Source organism: Streptomyces sp. NPDC002784, assembly GCF_053592135.1.
Genome location: NZ_JBSFVD010000021.1, coordinates 93,122 through 114,248 on the forward strand (window position 1 = coordinate 93,122; position 21,127 = coordinate 114,248).

19 protein-coding genes and 2 tRNA genes are annotated in these 21,127 nt (G+C 71.4%); 5 read left to right on the forward strand and 16 right to left on the reverse strand.

Annotated features, from left to right (window positions below; translation table 11 throughout):
* Nucleotides 1-24: 24 nt before the first annotated feature.
* Together ACWD1Z_RS29185 and leuS are read right to left on the reverse strand one after the other, a co-directional pair.
* Complete coding sequence (locus ACWD1Z_RS29185) at nucleotides 25-765, reverse strand: hypothetical protein (protein WP_451122587.1); 741 nt, start codon at nucleotides 763-765, stop codon at nucleotides 25-27.
* Between the two features lie 171 nt (nucleotides 766-936).
* Nucleotides 937-3,813 (reverse strand): leucine--tRNA ligase, encoded by a 2,877-nt coding sequence (leuS, locus tag ACWD1Z_RS29190; protein ID WP_451122589.1) that lies wholly within the window; start codon nucleotides 3,811-3,813, stop codon nucleotides 937-939.
* A 434-nt stretch (nucleotides 3,814-4,247) separates the two neighbouring features.
* Between leuS and ACWD1Z_RS29195 the strand changes: the two genes are divergently transcribed.
* Entirely contained in the window at nucleotides 4,248-5,486 is a 1,239-nt protein-coding gene (locus ACWD1Z_RS29195; protein ID WP_451122591.1) for a cytochrome b/b6 domain-containing protein, read from the forward strand.
* On the forward strand, nucleotides 5,483-7,090 hold the full coding sequence (locus ACWD1Z_RS29200; RefSeq protein ID WP_451122593.1) for an NADH-ubiquinone oxidoreductase-F iron-sulfur binding region domain-containing protein: 1,608 nt from the start codon (nucleotides 5,483-5,485) through the stop codon (nucleotides 7,088-7,090). Before ACWD1Z_RS29195 ends, ACWD1Z_RS29200 begins: the two co-directional genes overlap by 4 nt.
* Before the next feature lie 146 nt (nucleotides 7,091-7,236).
* Here ACWD1Z_RS29200 and ACWD1Z_RS29205 read toward each other — a convergent pair.
* Nucleotides 7,237-7,309 (reverse strand) — tRNA-Ala (locus ACWD1Z_RS29205).
* 100 nt (nucleotides 7,310-7,409) lie between these two features.
* Here ACWD1Z_RS29205 and ACWD1Z_RS29210 point away from each other — a divergent pair.
* Nucleotides 7,410-8,624, forward strand: a complete 1,215-nt coding sequence (locus ACWD1Z_RS29210; protein ID WP_451122595.1) for a glycosyltransferase 87 family protein — start codon at nucleotides 7,410-7,412, stop codon at nucleotides 8,622-8,624.
* Here ACWD1Z_RS29210 and ACWD1Z_RS29215 read toward each other — a convergent pair.
* From ACWD1Z_RS29215 to ACWD1Z_RS29250, 8 genes are all read right to left on the reverse strand, one after another.
* A complete protein-coding gene (locus ACWD1Z_RS29215; protein ID WP_003976229.1) occupies nucleotides 8,603-8,836 on the reverse strand; it encodes a hypothetical protein in 234 nt (77 codons plus the stop codon). The two genes, ACWD1Z_RS29210 and ACWD1Z_RS29215, sit on opposite strands and share 22 nt — an antisense overlap.
* A 3-nt stretch (nucleotides 8,837-8,839) precedes the next feature.
* Nucleotides 8,840-9,013, reverse strand: a complete 174-nt coding sequence (locus ACWD1Z_RS29220) for a hypothetical protein (protein ID WP_389416068.1) — start codon at nucleotides 9,011-9,013, stop codon at nucleotides 8,840-8,842.
* Between the two features lie 223 nt (nucleotides 9,014-9,236).
* Nucleotides 9,237-9,309 (reverse strand) — tRNA-Ala (locus ACWD1Z_RS29225).
* A 75-nt stretch (nucleotides 9,310-9,384) separates the two neighbouring features.
* Nucleotides 9,385-10,041: a histidine phosphatase family protein gene (locus ACWD1Z_RS29230; protein ID WP_451122597.1), complete on the reverse strand. Its 657-nt coding sequence runs from the start codon at nucleotides 10,039-10,041 to the stop codon at nucleotides 9,385-9,387.
* Complete coding sequence (rsfS, locus tag ACWD1Z_RS29235; protein ID WP_389416066.1) at nucleotides 10,038-10,481, reverse strand: ribosome silencing factor; 444 nt, start codon at nucleotides 10,479-10,481, stop codon at nucleotides 10,038-10,040. The genes ACWD1Z_RS29230 and rsfS overlap by 4 nt, the downstream gene beginning before the upstream one ends.
* A 93-nt stretch (nucleotides 10,482-10,574) precedes the next feature.
* The gene (locus ACWD1Z_RS29240; protein WP_451122600.1) at nucleotides 10,575-12,203 is read right to left on the reverse strand and encodes an LCP family protein; all 1,629 of its coding nucleotides are present in this window, start codon (nucleotides 12,201-12,203) and stop codon (nucleotides 10,575-10,577) included.
* 16 nt (nucleotides 12,204-12,219) lie between these two features.
* Nucleotides 12,220-12,858 carry a nicotinate-nucleotide adenylyltransferase gene (gene nadD / locus ACWD1Z_RS29245; RefSeq protein WP_451122602.1) on the reverse strand — a complete coding sequence of 213 codons (639 nt, stop codon included), beginning with the start codon at nucleotides 12,856-12,858 and terminating at the stop codon, nucleotides 12,220-12,222.
* Nucleotides 12,859-12,920: 62 nt separating this feature from the next.
* On the reverse strand, nucleotides 12,921-13,085 hold the full coding sequence (locus ACWD1Z_RS29250) for a hypothetical protein (protein ID WP_351983746.1): 165 nt from the start codon (nucleotides 13,083-13,085) through the stop codon (nucleotides 12,921-12,923).
* A gap of 306 nt (nucleotides 13,086-13,391) precedes the next feature.
* On the opposite strand from ACWD1Z_RS29250, the gene ACWD1Z_RS29255 reads away from it, so the two are divergent.
* On the forward strand, nucleotides 13,392-14,492 hold the full coding sequence (locus ACWD1Z_RS29255) for a M48 family metallopeptidase (RefSeq protein ID WP_451122604.1): 1,101 nt from the start codon (nucleotides 13,392-13,394) through the stop codon (nucleotides 14,490-14,492).
* Between the two features lie 33 nt (nucleotides 14,493-14,525).
* Here the strand turns inward: ACWD1Z_RS29255 and ACWD1Z_RS29260 are convergent, their stop codons facing one another.
* The 5 genes from ACWD1Z_RS29260 to proB form a co-directional block, all read right to left on the reverse strand.
* Nucleotides 14,526-15,593: an SCO2583 family membrane protein gene (locus ACWD1Z_RS29260; RefSeq protein ID WP_451122606.1), complete on the reverse strand. Its 1,068-nt coding sequence runs from the start codon at nucleotides 15,591-15,593 to the stop codon at nucleotides 14,526-14,528.
* A 101-nt stretch (nucleotides 15,594-15,694) separates the two neighbouring features.
* The gene (locus ACWD1Z_RS29265; protein WP_451122608.1) at nucleotides 15,695-16,267 is read right to left on the reverse strand and encodes an SCO2584 family spore wall biosynthesis protein; all 573 of its coding nucleotides are present in this window, start codon (nucleotides 16,265-16,267) and stop codon (nucleotides 15,695-15,697) included.
* Nucleotides 16,268-16,374: 107 nt separating this feature from the next.
* Nucleotides 16,375-17,661, reverse strand: a complete 1,287-nt coding sequence (locus ACWD1Z_RS29270) for a glutamate-5-semialdehyde dehydrogenase (RefSeq protein WP_451122610.1) — start codon at nucleotides 17,659-17,661, stop codon at nucleotides 16,375-16,377.
* 112 nt (nucleotides 17,662-17,773) lie between these two features.
* Nucleotides 17,774-18,238, reverse strand: a complete 465-nt coding sequence (locus ACWD1Z_RS29275; RefSeq protein ID WP_451122635.1) for a hypothetical protein — start codon at nucleotides 18,236-18,238, stop codon at nucleotides 17,774-17,776.
* A gap of 169 nt (nucleotides 18,239-18,407) precedes the next feature.
* Complete coding sequence (gene proB / locus ACWD1Z_RS29280) at nucleotides 18,408-19,535, reverse strand: glutamate 5-kinase (RefSeq protein WP_451122612.1); 1,128 nt, start codon at nucleotides 19,533-19,535, stop codon at nucleotides 18,408-18,410.
* 184 nt (nucleotides 19,536-19,719) lie between these two features.
* Between proB and ACWD1Z_RS29285 the strand changes: the two genes are divergently transcribed.
* Nucleotides 19,720-21,114, forward strand: coding sequence for a polysaccharide pyruvyl transferase family protein (locus ACWD1Z_RS29285; protein WP_451122614.1), 1,395 nt, complete (start codon nucleotides 19,720-19,722; stop codon nucleotides 21,112-21,114).
* The last annotated feature ends 13 nt before the right edge of the window (nucleotides 21,115-21,127 follow it).

Below are 21,127 nucleotides of genomic sequence, written 5' to 3' on the forward strand. Positions count from 1 at the left end.
TTCACCTGCGCGGCCGTGGCCGGATCAGGTGGTGCTCTCGGGGCGGGGCTTCTTCTGCTGCCAGGGGTAGGCCGGACGCGGGTCCGGCGGGGTGATGGCCGCTCGCGTCGGCTCCTCGGCCGTCCGCTGCCGGGAACCCTCCGGCCAGGTCTGCTGCGCGGCCGGCGCTTCGGCGGCGGGCGCCTCGGGCCACGGCGGCGGAGTGGTGGCGGGCGTCTCCTCGGTGGTCCAGTGCCGCAGGGCACCGGCCTCCATGTCGATCTGCGCGCTCAGCGAGTCCAGCTCGTCGTCGGCGAAGCGGCGGGCCCGGTCGCGGGCCGCCCACCGCAGCGCGTCCGCCGACTTGACGATGCGCTCGGTGCGCTCGCGCAGGTCCGGCAGCCGCTCGGCGAGGGTCGTCCGGTCCGGCTCGCTCTCCAGGCGCCGCAACTCGTCGTCCAGTTCGTGGCCGTGGGCGCTGAGCCGCTCGAAGAGACCGAGGGACTCCTTCAGGGACTCGTCCTCGGCCACGCCCGCGCGCAGCGCGTCCTGGGTGGCGCGCATCGAGGTGCGCAGTTTCAGCCGCAGCTGGGCCAGTTCGCCCGCCGGGCCGATCTGGGCGAAGGACTTGGCGCGCAGGGTGTGGTCCTCGACCGTGCGGCGGGCCTGGGTGATCGTGCGGTCCACACCGCGCTTGGCGGCGCCGACCGCCTTCACCGTGGCGTAGGCGCCGAGCACCACGAGGAGCACGAAGAGCAGGGCCACGACTGCGATCACTGCTTCCACGATGCTCCTCCTCGGTTCCGCGACACCACTCGCCGCGCTGCTCTCCACGGTAAACGCAGCGGGCAGGCCCGGAGTTCCAGATGAACCCCGAACCTGCCCGTAGGGGACGACCCGGAGGCAGCGTCCGCACGGCGTTCGCGGTGAAGACCGTGAACGGGCGCGCGCGCCCGGCTACGCCGTGACGATGTTCACCAGCTTCGGCGCCCGCACGATCACCTTCCGGATCCCGGCGCCGTCCAGCGCCGCCACGACCTTGTCGTCGGCCAGCGCCACCTTCTCCAGCTCCTCCTCGGAGATGGACGGCGCGACCTCCAGCCGGGCCTTGACCTTGCCCTTGATCTGCACGACACAGGTCACCGTCTCGTCGACGACGTACGCCGGGTCGGCCACCGGGAAGTCCCGGTGCACCACGGAGTCCTCGTGGCCCAGCTTGCGCCACAGCTCCTCGGCGATGTGCGGGGCGAGCGGGGCGACCAGCAGCACCAGCGCCTCGGCGACCGACCGCGGCACCGCGCCGCCCGCCTTGGTCAGGTGGTTGTTCAACTCGGTGACCTTGGCGATCGCGGTGTTGAACCGCATGCCCTCCAGGTCACCGCGCACCCCGTCGATCGCCTTGTGCAGCGCGCGCAGCGTGTCCTCGTCGGGCTCGGCGTCGACGACGGTCACCTCACCGGTCGCCTCGTCGACGACATTGCGCCACAGCCGCTGCAGCAGCCGGAACTGGCCCACCACCGCGCGCGTGTCCCACGGCCGCGAGACGTCCAGCGGGCCCATCGCCATCTCGTACAGGCGCAGGGTGTCGGCGCCGTACTCGGCGCAGATCTCGTCCGGAGTGACCGCGTTCTTCAGGGACTTGCCCATCTTGCCCAGCAGCCGGGAGACCTGCTCGCCCTGGTAGTAGTAGGAGCCGTCGCGCTCCTCCACCTCGGCGGCCGGTACGGCGATCCCGCGCGCGTCCCGGTAGACGTAGGCCTGGATCATGCCCTGGTTGAACAGCTTGTGGAACGGCTCGGCCGAGGAGACGTGCCCCAGGTCGAACAGGACCTTGGACCAGAAGCGCGCGTACAGCAGGTGCAGCACCGCGTGCTCGGCGCCGCCGACGTACAGGTCGACACCGCCGTGCGGCTGTCCCTCGCGCGGGCCCATCCAGTACCGCTCGATCTCCGGGCCGACCAGCTGCTCGGAGTTGTGCGGGTCCAGGTACCGCAGCTCGTACCAGCAGGAACCGGCCCAGTTGGGCATGGTGTTGGTCTCGCGGCGGTACGTGCGGGGGCCGCGCCCGTCGCCCAGGTCCAGGGTGACGTTCACCCAGTCCTCGTTGCGCGACAGGGGCGTCTCGGGCTGGGTGTCGGCGTCGTCCGGGTCGAAGGTGCGCGGGGAGTAGTCCTCGACCTCCGGCAGCTCCAGCGGCAGCATCGACTCGGGCAGGGCGTGCGCGATGCCCTCCTCGTCGTAGACGATCGGGAAGGGCTCGCCCCAGTAGCGCTGGCGGCTGAACAGCCAGTCGCGCAGGCGGAAGTTGACGGTGCCCTCGCCGGCGCCGGTGCGCTCCAGCCACTCGGTGATGCGTGCCTTGGCCTCGACGACGCCCAGGCCGTCCAGGGAGACGTCCGCTCCGGCGGAGTTCACGATCTTCGCGTCGTGCGAGACGAAGGCCGCGTCCCAGGCGGCGGGGTCCGTGCCGCGGCCGTCGGTCGGCTCGACCACGCAGCGGATCGGCAGTTCGAAGGCGCGCGCGAACTCGAAGTCACGGCTGTCGTGCCCCGGTACGGCCATGATCGCGCCGGTGCCGTAGCCCATCAGCACGTAGTCGGCGATGAAGACCGGCACCTGCTCGCCGTTGACCGGGTTGGTGGCGTACGCGCCGATGAAGACGCCGGTCTTGTCCTTGGCCTCGGCCTGGCGCTCGACGTCGGACTTCGAGGCGGCCTGCGCGCGGTAGGCGGCGACGGCCTCGGCCGGGGTGGCGTGGCCGCCGGTCCACACGTCGTGCGTGCCCTCGGGCCAGGCGGTCGGCGTGAACTTCTCGACCAGCGGGTGCTCGGGCGCCAGCACCATGTAGGTCGCGCCGAACAGGGTGTCGGGACGCGTGGTGAAGACGGTGATGCGCTCGCCGTCGATCGGGAAGTCGACGCGGGCGCCCTCGGAGCGGCCGATCCAGTTGCGCTGCTGGAGCTTGATGGCCTCGGGCCAGTCCAGCTCCTCCAGGTCGTCCAGCAGCCGGTCGGCGTAGGCGGTGATGCGCATGTTCCACTGGCGCAGCTCGGCCTTGAAGACGGGGAAGTTGCCGCGCTCGGAGCGGCCGTCGGCGGTGACCTCCTCGTTGGCCAGCACGGTGCCCAGGCCGGGGCACCAGTTGACCGGCGCGTCGGAGGCGTAGGCCAGGCGGTACTCGCCCAGCAGGTCGGCGCGCTCGGTGGCGCTCAGCCCGGCCCAGGAGCGCCCGCCGGGCACCGCGCGCTCACCGCTGTCGAACTGGGCGACCAGGTCCGCGATCGGGCGGGCCCGGCGCGCCTCCTCGTCGTACCAGGAGTTGAAGATCTGCAGGAAGATCCACTGGGTCCACTTGTAGTAGTCCGGGTCGATCGTGGCGAACGACCGGCGCTTGTCGTGGCCCAGGCCCAGCCGGCGCAGCTGGACCTTCATGTTCTCGATGTTGGCCTCGGTGGACACGCGCGGGTGCGTGCCGGTCTGCACGGCGTACTGCTCGGCGGGCAGGCCGAAGGCGTCGAAGCCCAGGGTGTGCAGGACGTTGTGGCCGGTCATCCGCTGGAACCGGGCGAATACATCGGTGGCGATGTAGCCCAGGGGGTGGCCGACGTGCAGGCCCGCACCGGAGGGATACGGGAACATGTCCATGATGAACTTCTTGGGCTTGGCGACCAGCGCGGGATCCCCGGCCAGGTCACCGCTCGGGTTCGGCGCCGCGTAGGTGCCCTCGGCGTCCCAGAAGTCCTGCCAGCGTGCCTCGATCTCCGCGGCCATGGCGGCCGTGTAGCGGTGCGGCGCGGCCGCCTCAGCAGCGGCAGCGGGGTTCGTCTCGCTCATGATCCTCAAAGCTCCATCGATCGTCTCTGCCGGCGCTGTGACATTCCTGGAAACGAAAAATCCCCTCGCACAGGAGGGGACGCCGCGCCGATTCCGGCCACTCGATCCGACGGTGGCCGGGGCTGATCAGCGCGGCTCGCTAAGCAGAAGGCGTACGGCACGCATGGCGTCAGGGTACCGCAGGCGTCGAGCGGGTCGCGACGGGCTTCCGGGAGGCCGCGAGGCCGCCGGACACCCCGGAGCCGCTTGTGAAGATTCGGAAAAACTGAACAAGGTTCAATCATTACCCGGCGTAAGGGCCCCTAGCAGGACAACACCGGCCCCGCACCCCTCATTGATAACAACGCAATAACTCAAATGGCGTACTGCCCTGTAGGGAGCCACTTAGAGTGCGGCAGCGGGACCGCTTTACCGAACTGCTCGGAGTTGCCCCCATGAACCCTCGACGTAGTACCACCTCGCTTCCCCAGCCCGGCCGCTCGGCCTACGGGGCGGCGACGGCGGTCGTTCTGCTGCTCATACCCGTGGTCGTGCTGGTCGGAGGTGACAGATTCCGCGAATTCCTGAACTTCGGCGCGGGCGTGCTGTCCCTCGTCTCGCTGAGCTGCTCGGTGATCTGGGGCCTGGTGGCCCAGGACCGGATCTTCCTGAACACCCGCCAGCGGATCATCGGCCAGGCCGTGCACCGCACGACGGCGGTCGCCGCGATCGCCTTCCTGCTGCTGCACATCACGACCGAGGTCGCGCTCGACCACACCGAGCTGATCGCCGCCGTGATCCCCTTCTCGCTCGGCTTCACCGGTCCCGAGGGCCTGGTCGGGCTCGGCTCCCTGGCCGGGCTGCTGATGATCTTCGTGGGCATCACCGGCGCCCTGCGCGGCGCCTTCGCCTCCCCCGCCCCCGTCGCCGCCCGCTGGCGGGCCATGCACATGCTGGCCTACCCGGCCTGGTGCGCGGCCCTGGTGCACGGCCTGTACGCGGGCCGCGCGGCCAAGCCGGTCTTCGTCTTCCTGTACTGCCTGTGCCTGGTCGGCGTCGGCGCCGCACTGGCGCTGCGCGCGGCGCCCCGCCCCGTCAAGCGCCGGGTCGCCGACAAGATCGCCGAGATCCTGGGGACCACCGCGGAGCGCTCGGCGCGCGAGGACCTGGACGCGAGCCGGGCCCGGGTCACCGAGTCCGCCGCGCTCCCCGGCTACGAGCCCCGGCGGACCGCGCCCCCCGTCCCCGAACCGGCGAACGGCTTCGCGGCCGCCTACCGCGCCGTGAACACACCCCCGCGCCCCCAGCAGTCCTTCACCGCCGACCCGACAGCGCGGATGGACCTGCCGCCGGACCTGCAGCCCACCGAGGCGCTGCCGCGCATGGACGGCGGCTCCAGCACCTCCGGAAGCTGGCCGATCCCCTCGCCCCCGCCCGTCGGCGAGGCGCCCCCGTCGTCCTACGACCCCCTCAATGACACCGGATACAACATCCCGGCCTATGGCAATCCGGGCGTCGGCGGGTACGGCGGAAGTGATGTGTACGACACCGCTGAGTCGAACACCCTCTACGGCACGTACAACCCCAATGACACGTACAACAGCGGTCCCGCCAATGAACCACCCTCCGGTGAGTCCTTCGACGCACCGGGTCCGGGCGAACCTTGGAACATGCCTTCCGGAGGCTATAGGTGAACGAGGCCCTGCCCGACGTACCAGAAGTCCGCGTGGTCGGTCTTCCCCAGCTCACGTCGGGCTTCGACCTTGTCGAACGACTCGATCTGCCCATGCACCTCAAGGTGCACGGGCCGCTCGAACCGATGGGCGGCGAGCAGCTCGCGCAGCTCGCCGAACGCATCAGTCTGAAGGGCCGCGGCGGCGCGGGCTTCCCCTTCCACAAGAAGCTGCGCTCGGTCGCCGAATCGGCGATCAAGCGCGGCGTCAGGCCGGTCGTCGTCGTCAACGGCAGCGAGGACGAACCGGCCTGCCGCAAGGACACGGTGCTCATCAACCGGGCCCCGCATCTCATCCTGGACGGCGCGCTGCTGGCCGCCGAGGCGCTGGGTGCCCGCACGCTCGTGGTGGGCGTCACCCGTGAGTCGACCCAGCGCTCCATGGAGGCCGCGCTCGCCGAACGCGGTCTCAGCAACGGCCGCCGGTCCGCGCTGCGCGCCCGCGTGCAGCGCAATCCGGTACGGATGGTCACCGGAGCGGCGGCGTCGCTGGTCCGGTCCATCGACGGCGGCCCGGCGATCCCGCCCGGCCGCAAGATCAGCGCATCCCAGAGCGGCGTCGGCGGCGCGCCCACCCTGCTGTCGAACGCCGAGACCTTCGCCCAACTCGCCATCGCCGCCCGCATCGGCCCGGAGCGCTACGGCAACACCGGCCTGTACGACGAGCCCGGCACCGTCATGCTGACGGTGTCCGGCGCGGTCGCCCGCCCGATGGTGATCGAGGTCCCCACGGGCGTCCCGCTGCGCTACGTCCTCCAGCTCGCCGGCGCCCCGCCGGTGCCGCAGGGCGTGCTGACCGGCGGCTACCACGGCAAGTGGATCGACGCGGCGGCGGTCAACGAGGCGATCGTCTCGCGCAACTCCCTGGACGCGGTGGGCGGTTCGCTCGGCGCGGGCGCGATCCTGCCGATCACCCAGAACACCTGCCCGCTGGGCGAGTCGCTGCGGGTGGCGCAGTGGCTGGCCGAGGAGAGCGCGGGCCAGTGCGGCCCCTGCTACCTCGGTCTGCCGGCCGCGGCGCGCGGCCTGGAGGACATCCTCAATGGCGGCGGGCCCGCCGCCCTCGAAGCGCTCAAGCAGGTCGCGAAGAACGTGAAGCGGCGCGGCGCGTGTTCGCACCCGGACGGCTCGGCGATGTTCCTGGAGTCGACCATCAAGGCGTTCACCGACGACCTCGCCGCCCATGTCCTCGGCAACGGCTGCGGACGGCCCGTGGAGGGCGTGCTGCCGCTCTTCGCGGAGGGCAGGGCACCGACCGGCATCCCCGGCGGCGAGTCCGGCACCAACGGCCCCAGCCGCCAGAAGATCTACGTCGACTGGACGCTGTGCCGCGGGCACGGCCTGTGCGCGGACATCCTCCCCGAGGTCTTCGAACTCGGCGCCGACGGCTTCCCCACCGTCGCCCAGGCCCAAGTGCCGCGCTACGCCGAGGCGAAGGCGCTGCGCGCGGTCCGCCGCTGCCCCGCGCTCGCCCTGCGCCTGGAGGACCAGACGGAGCGCGCCCCCACCCGCAACAACCTCCCGGTCCTCTCCCAGGGCCGCGGCCGCCGCGCCCTGGGCCGCTGAACCCAGGAGGGGCCACCCCGAACTCCGGTGGCCCCTCCTGGGGGTGCGGGTGGCGCAGCCCCCGCCGCGCGCGGCGCAGCCGCGCAGAAAACGACGAGGGCGACCCGGTCCGCGCTTTCCGCGGACACAAGTCGCCCTCGCACAAGTGGAGCTAAGGAGAATTGAACTCCTGACCTCCTGCATGCCATGCAGGCGCTCTACCAACTGAGCTATAGCCCCGTGTTCTGGTCCGCCCGGTTTCCCTGGCGGCGACGCCAACATTACCGGTCGACCCGGTGCACCACCAAATCGTTTCCGTTCCAGGCCGGTACGGCCGCTAATGTCGGCTTCCGTGACCGTGCTCGCGCTCTCCGCAGTCCACCGCCGGACACCGGTCGCCCTGGGGACCTGCGTCCTCTCCTTCGCGGCGTTCTGGCTGGCCCAGCGCACCGCGGACGTCTCGATGATCGATCTGATGGTCTACCGGGCCGAGGGCGCGACGGTACGCGAGGGAGGCGACCTCTACGCGCTGCGGGCGACGGCGGCCCGACTGCCCACCACCTACCCGCCGTTCGCGGCCCTGATGTTCACCCCGCTCACCCTCCTCGACGTGGCGGGCATGCGCACCCTGGGCACGGCCGGGAACCTCGCCCTCCTGGTGGTGTTCGTACGGCTGTCCCTGCGCCTCGTGGGCCACGCGCGCGGGGGCAGCACCTGGTGGATCGCCGCGGTCGCCGTGTGGTGCGAGCCGGTGTGGACGACCCTGCGCTACGGCCAGATCAACCTGCTGCTCGCGGTCCTGGTGCTGTGGGACCTGACCCGCCGCCCCGGCGACCGCTGGGCCGGCGTCGGCATCGGCCTCGCCGCCGCGGTCAAGCTCACTCCCGCGCTGTTCGCGGTGTTCCTGCTCGCCACCGGCGTGGCCGCGCACGTCACGGGCGGCCGCGGCGGCCCCTGGCTGCGGCACGCGCGCGGGGCGGCCGTCGCGTTCACCTCGGTCACGCTCGTGACGGCCGCCGTCCTGCCCCGGGACTCCTGGCGGTTCTGGACCCGCATGGTGTTCGAGGCGGGCCGGGTCGGCCACCCCGAGGAGACCGCCAACCAGGCGCTGCGCGGTGTCCTGGCGCGCCTGCTGCACACCCCGGAGCCCGGCGCCCCCTGGGTCGCCTCGGCGGCCCTGGTGGCCGCGGGAGGGCTCGCCGTGGCGGTGACGGCGGAACTGCGCGGGGAGCACGCCTGGGCGGTCACGGCGTGCGCGGTGACCGCCCTGCTGATCAGCCCCGTGTCCTGGTCCCACCACTGGGTGTGGTGCGTGCCGCTCGTGGTGCTCCTCGGCACGCACGCGTACCGAGCCGCCACCGCGGCCGGGCTGCTCGTCTTCAGCTCGTACACCCTGTGGTGGGTGCCGCACGGCCGGGGGCGCCCCGAACTCCAGCAGGACACCGGAGAGTTGATCCTGTCCGCGCCGTACGGGGCCGCCGGCTGCCTGTTCCTCGTGCTCGCCGGGGTCACGGTGCGCGACCCCGGCCGGCGTCAGGCCGTGACGAAGGAGTAGAAACGCTTGAGCGTGCAGTGCTCCTCGAGAAGACGGCCGTAGATCGGCTCACCCTCGAGTTCGCGGTACGTCTCGATCGGGTCGCCTTTTATGATCAGCGCCCGCGCGCACTCCTCGCACCAGTACTGATAGTCCGGATTGACCGGTTCCATGTCGCGGACGATCGGCGTTCCGCTGCCGCACCAGTCACACTTTCGCCTGTGTGCACCCATCGATCAGCTCCAGCTGTGGCCGCAGGCCGTGCACACGTAGGAAATCCCGCCGTTGTCACCGAGCACCTGGGCGACATGGACGGAACCGCAGGAAGGGCAGCTGAGGCGGGTGACCGTGTCCCGTGTCCAGCGTGCGTCGAAGGGGCGACCGCCCTCTTCGAGGATGCTCGCAGGCATCACTGCTCCCTCCCGTCGGGCCGCGCCCCCTTCCGGCCGTTTGATTCTGCCACGGCCGGGCCAATACGGTCAGCGACGCCTCAGTACCAGTCGGGACACAGGGCGCCTCCACAGAGGTATACGCCTGGTCGGTCCCAAGTGACTCAAGCCCGTTCGGGATCAGTGTGCACGAAAAATCCCACCCCCCGGAGGGGATGGGATCCTGATCGTCGAAGTCGATCTGTGGAGCTAAGGAGAATTGAACTCCTGACCTCCTGCATGCCATGCAGGCGCTCTACCAACTGAGCTATAGCCCCTCGCGTTCTCCCTGCTCGGGCCGGGCGAACAAGAAGAACTTTAGCCTGCGACCTGCCGGAAAGTGAAATCCGGGGTCAGTCGTCGTCGCCGAGCACCGGCTCCGGCAGCGTGCCTGCGTTGTGCTCCAGCAGCCGCCAGCCGCGGGCGCCCTCGCCGAGGACGGACCAGCAGCAGTTGGAGAGGCCGCCGAGGCTTTCCCAGTGCTGCGCCTCCAGGCCGAGCAGCCGGCCGATGGTGGTGCGGATCGTGCCGCCGTGGCTGACCACCACGAGGGTGCCGTCGTCGGGCAGCTTCTCGGCATGCCGCAGCACCACCGGGGCGGCCCGGTCGGCGACCTCGGTCTCCAGTTCGCCACCGCCGCGGCGGACCGGCTCCCCGCGCTTCCACGCGGCGTACTCCTCGCCGTGCCGGGCGATGATCTCGTCGTGCGTGAGTCCCTGCCAGACGCCCGCGTAGGTCTCGCGCAGGCCCTCCTCGTGGGTCACGTCCAGGCCGGTGAGCGCGGCCAGCTCGGCGGCCGTGTGCGCGGCACGCCGGAGGTCGGAGGCGACGATCGCGTCGGGCTTGAGCGAGGCGAGCAGCCGGGCGGCCCGGCGGGCCTGGCCGATGCCCTCCTCGGTGAGGGCCACGTCCGTGGTGCCCTGGAAGCGGCGCTCCACGTTCCACGAGGTCTGTCCGTGCCGCCACAGGATGACGCGGCGGCCCCGCCTGGCGTCGGCGGAGGCGCTCACCCGAGCCCTCCCAGCTCGGCGGCGTCCTCCTCCGCCCGGAGCTTGGCGTGCTCCTCGGCCTTGCCGCGGGTGGCCTTGGCGTCCTCGGGCAGCGCCAGCTCGGGGCAGTCCTTCCACAGCCGCTCCAGGGCGTAGAAGACCCGCTCCTCGCTGTGCTGGACGTGGACGACGATGTCGACGTAGTCGAGCAGGACCCAGCGGGCCTCGCGGTCGCCCTCGCGGCGGACCGGCTTGGCGCCGAGCTCCTTGTTCAGCCGCTCCTCGATCTCGTCGACGATCGACTTGACCTGGCGGTCGTTGGGCGCGGAGGCCAGCAGGAAGGCGTCGGTGATCGACAGCACGTCGCTGACGTCGTAGGCGATGATGTCGTGCGCGAGCTTGTCGGCGGCAGCCTGGGCGGCCGTGTGGATGAGCTCGATGGAACGGTCAGTGGCGGTCACTACAAGGCTTTCGGTCGGCGGTCGATAGGACTCAAGGGTCTCACGACCGCCGACGACGCCCCACGTGATGGTTCGCGCACCGGGCCCACCGGCCTACGCCGACGACGGCTCGTAGTCCTGGCCCAGGATCACCGAGACGCTCGCGTTCGAGGTGATCTCGCCCTTGGCCACCGCGCTGGTGGGCAGCCCCAGGGTCTTGGCGACCTCGGTGGCGTTCTCCTTGTCGGCGGCGTCCGCGTAGAGGACCTTCGAGGCGCTCTGGGCGGCGGAGGCGGTGCCGCCCTCCAGGAAGGTGAAGCCGCCGTTGAGCAGGACCACGCGGGCCTTCTCCGTGTTGTCCTGCACACCGGTGGCGTTCTGCACGGAGACGCGGACGGCCGCGTCCTGGTCGGGGCTCTTCGCGGTGCCGCCGAGGACGTCCTTGACCACGCTCGCGCTGGTCTCGGCGCTCAGGGTCCCGTCCTCCTGCACCGGCAGCAGCGCGGTCCGGTAGTCGCCGCCCTTGGCGAGGTCGGCGAGCTCGGCGAGGAAGGTGCCGAGGTCCTTGTCCGTCATGGACGGATCGAGGATCTGCTGGAGCGTCTGCACGGTGACCGTGGCGGCCTGCGCGTCCGAGGACAGCTTGCGCAGCACCCCCTGCATGACCTGCCCGAACCGCTCCAGCTGGGCGTTCTGCTCCTCGCCGGATCCGCGGTAGGTGGCGTAGGCGACGGCCATCTTGCCGCTGAGGGTCTGAGCCTCGCCCTTGTTCACCAGCGGGACGGCGCCCTTGGACTTGGCGGCCGGGTCGGGCACGTCGGTGTTGGTGTCGATGTCGATGTTGCCGACGAGGTCGACGAGGTTCTGGAGGTAGGGGGTGTCCAGCCGCCAGGTGCCCTGGATCTCGGTGCCGAGGACCGTGTCGAGCGCCTCCCGGGTGCCGGTGGAGCCGTCGTCCTCGACGGACTTGGCCAGCGTGCTGGTGGTGCCGTCGTCACCGGTCAGGGCGAGGGAGTTGGGCAGCAGGACGGTGGTGCCCTGCCGGGTGGTGGTGTTGTCGACGAGCAGCGCCGTCGCGGTGTCGCCGCTCTTGGTGTCGTGCAGGTGCACCACGACCACATCGCGGTTCTGGGCGCCGCCGGCGGTCGTGGTGCCGGTCTTGTCGCCGGAGGAGGAGAGCCCGGGCAGTTTCCCGGCGTACCAGAGGTAGCCCACCCCGCCGACCGCGCACAGCGCCAGCACGACGACCAGCGCGACGATCCGGCTGCGGGCCCGGCGCCGGGCCTCCTCGCGGCGCTCGGTGCGGTTCTCGGTGAACTTCAGCCAGTCGATGACGTCCTCGGGGTCCCCCTCGGGGTCCTCCACGAAGGCGAACTGCTCGGTGCGGTAGTCCCGCTGGTCCCGCGCGGGCTCCTCCGGCTCCGCCACGGGCCCGGCCTGCTGCGGGATGTAGGCGGTCTGCTCGGCGACCCGGGGCTGCTGCCCGCCGGCCGCGGCCTGGCCGTAGGGGTCGTAGGGCGCGGCCTGGCCGTAGGGGTCGTACGACTGCACCGGCTGCTGCTGACCGGTCGCGTACGGGTCGTAGCCGTACCCCTGCTGAGCGTAGGGGTCGTACGGCTGCTGAGGGGGCTGCTGCGACTGCTGGACCTGCTGGTAGACAGGCCGCCCGTACTCGTCGTAGCCGACGATCTCGTACTGCTCGGCCCCGTACCCCGCGGACCCCGCGTCGTATCGGTCGTTCACCGGTGCCCCTCTCGGCTCACTCGCCGCGGTACAGCTCGCGCTTGTCGATGTAGCGCACGACTCCGTCCGGCACCAGATACCAGACCGGGTCGCCCTTGGCGACTCTCGCACGGCAGTCTGTGGAGGAGATGGCCAGAGCGGGAACCTCGACGAGCGAGACACCGCCCTCCGGGAGCCCGGGGTCGGCCAGGTGGTGGCCGGGCCGGGTGACCCCGATGAAGTGCGCGAGGGCGAACAGCTCTTCCGTGTCCCGCCAGGTCAGGATCTGGCCGAGGGCGTCGGCGCCGGTGATGAAGAAGAGGTCGGTGTCCGGGTTGAGCGCCTTGAGGTCGCGCAGCGTGTCCGTGGTGTAGGTCGGGCCGCCGCGGTCGATGTCGATCCGGCTCACCGAGAACTGCGGGTTCTCGGCGGTCGCGATGACCGTCATCAGGTAGCGGTCCTCGGCCGGGGAGACGGCGCGGTGGCTCTTCTGCCACGGCTGCCCGGTCGGCACGAACACCACCTCGTCCAGGTGGAACTGCGCGGCGACCTCACTGGCCGCCACCAGGTGCCCGTGGTGGATCGGGTCGAACGTTCCGCCCATGACGCCGAGACGGCGCTTGCCGGGGCTCGCCGGGCCGCTGTCCGGGCCGGTAGGCATGTCCTGCTCTCCCATGCGAGCAGACCCTACCGGCCCGGCTCGCGGGCCACGGTCGCCAGACCCCCCGGGGCCGGGCTTCAGCGGTCGCGGTTGAAGCGGGTGGTGATCCACAGCAGCAGCATCAGGATGACGAACGCGGCGCCGCCCGTCACCAGGGGGTCGAGGCTCTCGTGGTTGCCGCCGTGCTCTCCGCCCTCGGCAGCGAGGGTGACCAACTGGGCAGCGGTGCTGGGGAAGCTCATCTTCGGCAGGACCTTCGGGTGTGGGCGGGATAAAGATGTCGGCCCATCGTAAGCGGGCGGCTCCGCGCCGCTCACGCCGACTCCGCCGTTGGCGCACGCCGCGACAGGGGCGCTCGCGCGGCGAGGCAACTTATCCGGCGGCCCGCTCGTCCTTCGACGTGTACCCCGGCAACGGGACCCACGCGGTCAGGTCGCGCGGCTCCTTGAGCACCACTGCCCGTCCACGGCAACTCCGCCTAGGCTGGAGCCTGCTCCCGGGGCCCGAAGGGGCCGCACACGGCCACACAGACGCACATGGGGGACCACATGTCCGACGACGGCCACCAGCACGAGGGGCACGAGCACGTGCCGAGCAGGCAGCGCAGGCGCTTCCCCGGGATCTCCTCGCGTGCGTACGAGCACCCGGCCGACCGCAGCGCCCTGGTGGCGCTGCGCAAGCTCAGCGGCTTCGACACGGTCTTCAAGGCGCTGAGCGGGCTGCTGCCCGAGCGGAGCCTGCGGCTGCTGTTCCTGTCCGACTCGGTGCGGGTCTCGGACCAGCAGTTCGCGCACCTCGACGACATGCTGCGGGACGCCTGTCACATCCTGGACCTGGAGAAGGTCCCGCCGATGTACGTCAACCAGGACCCGCAGCCGAACGCCATGTGCATCGGTCTGGACGAGCCGATCATCGTGGTGACGACCGGGCTCGTCGAGCTGCTCGACGAGGAGGAGATGCGGGCGGTCGTCGGGCACGAGGTGGGGCACGCGCTGTCCGGGCACTCCGTGTACCGGACGGTCCTGCTGTTCCTGACCAACCTCGCCATCCGGGTCGCCTGGATCCCGCTCGGCACCGTTGCGATCATGGCGATCGTGACCGCGCTGCGCGAGTGGTTCCGCAAGTCGGAGCTGTCCGCGGACCGGGCCGGGCTGCTGGTCGGGCAGGACCTGACGGCCTCCATGCGCGGCCTGATGAAGATCGCGGGCGGCAACCACCTGCACGAGATGAACGTGGACGCGTTCCTGAAGCAGGCCGAGGAGTACGAGGCGGGCGGCGACCTGCGCGACTCGGTGCTGAAGATCCTGAACGTGCTGCCCCGCTCCCACCCCTTCACCACGGTCCGGGCGGCCGAGCTGAAGCGGTGGGCCGAGTCCCGGGACTACCAGCGGATCATGGACGGCCACTATCCGCGCCGCGCGGAGGACAAGGACACCTCGGTGTCGGACTCCTGGCGCGATTCGGCGACGCACTACGCCACGCAGGTGAAGTCCTCCAAGGACCCGCTGATGAAGCTGGTCACGGACATCGCGGGCGGGGCGGGCGACCTCGGCGGCCGGGTCCGCCGGGGCTTCGGGGGCTTCACCAACTCCGCGCCGGAGGACCGGCCGCCCACGGACCCGCCTCCGCCGCCGCGGGACGGCGAGTAGGCCGACGGGCCGCACACGGCAACGGCCGGCCGCTCACACCCTCGGCTGGGCGCTCGCCGCGAGCGAGCCGCACAGCGCCGTCGCGTTCCCCGTGGCGTAGGGGTCGGTGCCGGCCGGGCCGCCCGCCTTGGCGGTCTGGCCGGCCAGCAGCGGGCGCAGCCGGTTGGCCGAGTCGTCGGCGCAGGACAGCGGGCCCGCCTGGACGTAGGAGACGATCAGCTGGGTCTGGCGCATGCGCAGGTCGTCGCGGTCGAAGCGGAACTGCAGCTCGCGCCGGACGGTGAACAGGGACGCCTCGGCCTCCGGGGCGCCGGCCGGCCGCAGCGCGTACACGAAGGTGTGGTCGGCGGTGACCTCCAGGGTGGACGCGTCGCTCTCGGCGGCCGTGAGCGTGCCCTGGACCCGGATCTTGCGGTCGGCGAGTTCCACGCTGTTCGGGTCGAAGCGCACCATCCAGCCGATCGGGGCGTGCCGGCCGTCCGCGGTGGGGTGGTCGAAGCTCTGGTCGAACTGGTCGAGCTGGTCCGGGTCGAGCAGCACCCGCACCGGCCGGACCTGTTCGCCGACGACGACCTCGGGGTAGAGCGCGGAGCGGACGATGTAGTCCTTGGCGATGGTGAGCGCGTTCACGACCTGGCCGTCCGAGAAGTGCGCGGTGGGCCGGGAGGCGGGCAGCGGGACGCCCTCGGCGCCGATCCGGTACTGGGCGGCGGGGCTGTGCGCGTACAGCGACTCGGTGTCGGTGGAGCCGGGCACCTCGCCCTGCGGGGCGAGTGGGATCACGGTCATCCGCAGCGGCTCGACGGGCCCCGGCTTCGCCGCGTCCTGGTAGGGGTGCCGTACCCCCATGTAGATCGCGGTGCCGAAGGCGACGGCGATCAGCAGGACCAGGATCAGCGCCTGCCGGGACAGACCGCGGCGCGTGGGCGGCAGGCGGCGTACGGCGGGGGCGTGATCGTCGATGCGCTCCTGGGCGGAGAGTTCCTGGAGCCGGGCAGCGCGGACGAACGACTCGTCGAAGACGACGGATCGGTACTCCTCCTCGCCCCCTGCGGGTCCGCCCTCGGGTGTCCCCTCAGGGGGGTCTCCAGGCCCTCCCATATCTTCAGGGTAGGTCTCCGGAAGCTCGGGCAAACGCCCCGCTCTGCGCCAACTTCTGACAGGTTCTCACCAAAAACGGCGGGATTTCGCCGGGGGTCCGTTCAGGGGGTGCGCGGCTCGGCCGGGATGGCCGGCTGGGAGTGGTCGGCGGAGGCGGAGGGGGCCACCGCGCCGCCCTGCTCCGGTCCCGTGGAGGCCGGCGGCGGGACCCGGTCCCGGTTGTTCGAGGACGCGCCCCGGTACACCGCCGTGAAGGCCAGCGCGACCATGCCGATGCCCATCACGAGGGCGAGTATCCAGGCGACGGGACGGTGCCAGCGGACCTGCTTGCCGTAGGTGCCCGGGGCGCCGTAGCGGCCGTCGAGGACGTCGGTGTCGTCCGGGTCGTCGTAGTCGGGATCACGGCCGAAGGGGCCCCGGCGGTCGGCGCCGTATCCGTCGTAGCGCTCGCCCCGGCCGTGGGTCCGGCGGGCCTCCGCCTCGGAGGCCTCCGCTCTGGCCTGGGCGGAGGCCAGCAGGCGCTCGACGGCGGTCGGCTCGTGCACCCTGGCCGCCTGGACGAATGCCTCGTCGAAGACCACGGAGGCGAACTCTTCGTCCGACACCCCGCGGTCGTGGTCGTCGTCGGGCTCCCAGCCGTCCGGAAACGGCGTACCCCCCACGTCCTCCGGCACGGCTCCAGAGTAGACCTGGGGGGTCGATTTGGGCAGAGAGTACGGAAATTCATCCGCCCAGTGAGACGGCAGGGGGCGCGTGCCCCCCGCATATGCGCCCCGGTGGTTCAGCGGCGCACGTGGCCGTCGCCGGTGACGATGTACTTGGTGCTGGTCAGCTCCGGCAGGCCCATCGGGCCGCGGGCGTGCAGCTTCTGGGTGGAGATGCCGATCTCCGCGCCGAAGCCGAACTGGCTGCCGTCGGTGAAGCGGGTCGAGGCGTTGACCGCGACGGTGGTGGAGTCGACCAGCTGGGTGAAGCGGCGGGCGGCCTGCTGCGAGGTCGTCACGATCGCCTCGGTGTGGCAGGAGGTCCACAGCCGGATGTGCTCGACCGCCTTGTCGAGGGAGTCCACGACGGCGGCGGCGATGTCGTAGGAGAGGTACTCCGTCTCCCAGTCCTCCGGGGTGGCCTCCACCACGGTCGCCCGGGAGTCCTTGGCGTACGCCATCACCCGCTCGTCGGCGTGCACGGTCACCCCGGCCTCCGCGAGGGCCTCCAGCGCCCGGGGCATGAATTCGGGGGCGATGTCCTGGTGGACCAGGAGGGTCTCGGCGGCGTTGCAGACGCTGACCCGGTGGGCCTTGGAGTTGATCAGGACGGCGACGGCCGTGTCGAGGTCGGCGTTCGCGTCGACGTACACATGGCAGTTGCCGGTGCCGGTCTCGATGACCGGGACCGTGGACTCGTTGACGACCGTCCGGATCAGCGAGGCGCCGCCGCGCGGGATGAGGACGTCGACCAGGCCCCGGGCGCGCATCAGCTCGCGCACGCTCTCCCGGCTCTGGCCCGGCACCAGCTGGACCGCGTCGGCGGGCAGTCCGGCACCGCCGACGGCGTCCCGGATCACCCGGACGAGGGCGGTGTTGGACTCGTAGGCGGAGGCGGAGCCGCGCAGCAGGACGGCGTTGCCGGACTTCAGGCACAGGGCGGCGGCGTCCACCGTCACGTTCGGGCGGGCCTCGTAGATGATGCCGACGACGCCGAGCGGGACGCGGACCTGGCGCAGGTCGATGCCGTTGGGCAGGGTCGAGCCGCGCACCACCTCGCCGACCGGGTCGGGCAGCGCGACGACGTCCCGCACGTCGGAGGCGATGGCCCGCACCCGCTCCGGGGTGAGCGTCAGCCGGTCGACGATCGCCTCGCTGGTGCCGGCCTCGCGGGCGGCGGCGACGTCCTTGGCGTTGGCGTCGACGATCTCGCTCGTACGGACCTCCAGCGCGTCCGCGATGGCGAGCAGCGCGTCGTCCTTGACGGACCGCGGCAGCGGCGCGAGGTCGGCGGCGGCGGCCTTGGCGCGGTAGGCGGCCTGGGTGACCGGGGTCATCGAGTCGTACGGCGAGAGCGTGGTCATGAGGGAAGCGTAGTGCGCGGGGCGGGCCGGTTCGCGGGATGTCCCACACCGCGAGACAAGCCGTCCGAAGCTCACGCAAAAGGGGTTCTCCAGGGGCGCTCGACGCGGCGCGTCAGTAGGGGTGCACACCCACCGGGGTGGCGGGCGGCGGGCCGTATCCCTCGGCGATGCGCTGGTGGTAGGTCTCCCGGTCGATGACCTCCAGGCCGACGATTTCCCAGGGCGGCAGGCCGGCGCTCTGCCGGTGCTCGCCCCACAGGCGCAGCGCCACGGCGGCCGCGTCGTGCAGGTCGCGGGCCTCTTCCCAGTACCGGATCTCGGCGTGGTCCTGGGCGTAGCGGCTGGTCAGCAGGAAGGGGTGGTCGTGGGCGAGCTGTTCGAGGGCGCGCCGCACCTCCGTCAGCGGGGCCTCCTCGCCGGAGACGCTGAGGGTGACGTGCCACAGCCGGGGCAGGTCCGCCGGCTGCGCTCCCCCGGCCAGCTCGCCGGTCGCGACGCTGGTCAGGGCGCGCTCCTCGCCGGCCGCCCGGGAGGAGGAACCGCCGATTCCACCGCCGGACGCCGCCCCAGGGCGCACTCGTCTCACGACGGCCTCCTTCGTCCCACGGTCGAGCAGTGCTCGCACGGAATGTCCCTGAGACAAAGTTGAGCAGTCCGCAAGCAGTTCTGTGGCACTTTTGCGGAACGTCCACCTCAGGGCGACACCTTTGCCGGGGCGTTCACCCCGTTTTCGGACGGAGGCCGGGTCAGGGCTCCAGCAGGACGAGATCGTCCCGGTGGACGACCTCGCGTTCGTAGGCCGGGCCGAGCTCGCGGGCCAGCTCGCGTGTGGAGCGTCCGATGAGCTGGGGGATCTCCTTGGCGTCGAAGCTGACGAGGCCGCGGGCCACCGCCCGCCCGGTCCCGTCGCGCAGCTCGACCGGGTCGCCCGCGCTGAACTCGCCCTCCACGGCGGCGATCCCGGCCGGCAGCAGCGACTTGCGGCGGTCCACGACCGCCCGTACCGCGCCGTCGTCCAGGGTCAGCGCGCCCTGCGGGGTGGAGGCGTGCTGGAGCCACAGCAGCCGGTCGGCGGACCGCTTGCCGGTGGCGTGGAAGTAGGTGCCGGTGTCCCCGCCGGACAGCGCCTCGGCGGCGTGGACGGCGCTGGTGAGCACCACCGGGATGCCCGCGGCGGCGGCGATCCGGGCGGCCTCGACCTTGGTGACCATGCCGCCGGTGCCGACGCCGGCCTTGCCCGTGCTGCCGATCTCCACGTCCGCGAGGTCCTGGGGTCCGCGCACCTGCGCGATCCGGGAGGTGCCGGGCTTGCTGGGGTCGCCGTCGTACACGCCGTCCACGTCCGACAGCAGCACCAGCAGGTCGGCGCGGACCAGGTGGGCGACGAGGGCGGCGAGCCGGTCGTTGTCGCCGAAGCGGATCTCGTCGGTGGCGACGGTGTCGTTCTCGTTGACGACCGGGAGGGCGCCCATCGCCAGGAGCTTGTCGAGGGTGCGGGAGGCGTTGCGGTGGTGGGCGCGGCGGCTCATGTCGTCGGAGGTGAGCAGCACCTGGCCGACGCGGACGCCGTAGCGGGCGAAGGAGGCGGTGTAGCGGGCGACGAGCAGGCCCTGGCCGACGCTGGCGGCGGCCTGCTGGCGGGCGAGGTCCCGCGGCCGGCGGCGCAGTCCGAGCGGGGCGAGACCGGCCGCGATGGCGCCGGAGGAAACGAGAACAATCTCACGTTCTCCCCCGCTGCGGATCTTGGCGAGGACGTCCACGAGGGCGTCCACCCGGTCCGCGTCGAGCCCTCCGGAGGCGGTGGTCAAGGACGAGGAACCCACCTTGACGACGATCCTGCGGGCCTCGCCGACGGCCTGCCTTACGCCTGTCACCTGGTGTTCCGTCCCCTCGCGCGTCGACTGTCCGGCAATCTACGCGAAGGGTGCCGCCCGCCGCTCGCCGGTCCACTGCCCGGACAGCGGGCCGGTAACCGCACGCTCACTCCTCGCGCATGACCGAAAAGTTGTACTGGATGCTTATAGAAATGAACGGCCGATCAAACTTAGTCTGACGTTTGTGTCATCGAATGTTCCTCCCTCACGGCGCATCCTCCTCAGATCGGGGAAGAGCCCCTTCGACGTCGTCCCCGTGGAAGAAGCCCTCCACCGCGACGTCATCGCCACCAACTCCGGCAACCTGATCTTCAGCGACGCCACCCACAAGATCCTGGAGGTCCCGGGCACCGAGGTCGTGTCCAACGGCATCCGGACGAATGTGCAGGCCGCGGGGAGGATCAACGAGAAGTACGACGCCTTCGTCGTGCCGCTCGCCAACGCGTTCCGGCCCTCCTTCGAGCCGCAGCTGACCCGGCTGACCCAGCTGATCACCCGGCTGAAGATCCCCGTGGTCGTGGTGGGCGTCGGCGCGCAGACCGGGCTGTCCTACGACCCGGCGCGGCTGAAGCCCATGGAGCCGGCCGTGCGCGCGTTCGTCTCCGCGGTGCTCGACAGGAGCGCCTCGATCGGGGTGCGCGGCGAGTTCACCGAGAAGTACCTCAAGGACATGGGCTTCAAGGACGTCGAGGTCATCGGCTGCCCGTCGATGTTCATGCACGGCAAGGACCTCACCGTCGCCAAGCGGGCCCCCGAGCTCACCGCCGAGTCCCGGGTCGCCGTCAACGGCTCGCACAGCGCGGTCCGCACCCAGGGCATGGACCGGATCATCATGCGGGCGCACGAGCGCTACCCGCATCTGCGCTACATAGGCCAGAACCTCAGCGACGCCCTCCAGCTGCACTGGCGGGACGTCTCCGGCCCCAACGGCAAGATCACCGAGATGCCGACGCACCCGGACCACCCGATGTACCGGGAGGACAAGGCCCGCGTCTACATCGACCCGATCACCTGGATCGACGATCTGCGCGAGTTCGACTACTCCTTCGGCTCCCGCATCCACGGCAACATCGCGGCGCTGCTGGCCGGCACCCCCGCGACCGTGCTGTGCAGCGACTCCCGCACCCTGGAGCTGTGCCGGTACTTCGACATCCCGCACCAGCGGATCGACGAGGTCGGCAAGGGCGAGGACGTCGACCCGGCGAAGCTGTACGCGCAGGCGGACTTCGGCCCGCTGGTCAGCGGCCACCACGAGCGCTTCGAGCGGTTCACCGGCTTCCTGGACCGCAACGGCCTGAAGAACACCTTCACGCACGGCGACGGCGGAGCCGCCTTCGACCAGCGCATGCGCTCGCTGTCCTTCCCGGCCGGCATCCGCCCGTGGAACGACGCCGACCCCGTCGCCATGGCGGCCCGGTTCGGCTTCCTGCAGAACCGGATCAGCAAGCTGAGCGCGGACAACGCCAAGCTCAAGCAGGAGCTGGCGCGCTCCGGCTCCAAGGCGGTCGCGGCCCCGTCCTCCGTGTACCGGCGGGCGCGCCGCGTGGTCGGCAGGGCGCTCCACTCGGGCCGCCAGTAGCACAAGGGCTCAC

Excerpts from the sequence above, each read along its gene's own strand:
- nadD (WP_451122602.1), bottom strand. The coding sequence starts at position 12,858 with ATGGGAGAGCAGGACATGCCTACCGGCCCGGACAGCGGCCCGGCGAGC.
- ACWD1Z_RS29270 (WP_451122610.1), bottom strand. The coding sequence starts at position 17,661 with ATGACCACGCTCTCGCCGTACGACTCGATGACCCCGGTCACCCAGGCC.
- ACWD1Z_RS29250 (WP_351983746.1), bottom strand. The coding sequence starts at position 13,085 with ATGAGCTTCCCCAGCACCGCTGCCCAGTTGGTCACCCTCGCTGCCGAG.
- ACWD1Z_RS29220 (WP_389416068.1), bottom strand. The coding sequence starts at position 9,013 with ATGCCTGCGAGCATCCTCGAAGAGGGCGGTCGCCCCTTCGACGCACGC.
- ACWD1Z_RS29195 (WP_451122591.1), top strand. The coding sequence starts at position 4,248 with ATGAACCCTCGACGTAGTACCACCTCGCTTCCCCAGCCCGGCCGCTCG.
- ACWD1Z_RS29260 (WP_451122606.1), bottom strand. The coding sequence starts at position 15,593 with ATGGGAGGGCCTGGAGACCCCCCTGAGGGGACACCCGAGGGCGGACCC.
- leuS (WP_451122589.1), bottom strand. The coding sequence starts at position 3,813 with ATGAGCGAGACGAACCCCGCTGCCGCTGCTGAGGCGGCCGCGCCGCAC.
- ACWD1Z_RS29255 (WP_451122604.1), top strand. The coding sequence starts at position 13,392 with ATGTCCGACGACGGCCACCAGCACGAGGGGCACGAGCACGTGCCGAGC.
- ACWD1Z_RS29210 (WP_451122595.1), top strand. The coding sequence starts at position 7,410 with ATGTCGGCTTCCGTGACCGTGCTCGCGCTCTCCGCAGTCCACCGCCGG.
- ACWD1Z_RS29215 (WP_003976229.1), bottom strand. The coding sequence starts at position 8,836 with ATGGGTGCACACAGGCGAAAGTGTGACTGGTGCGGCAGCGGAACGCCG.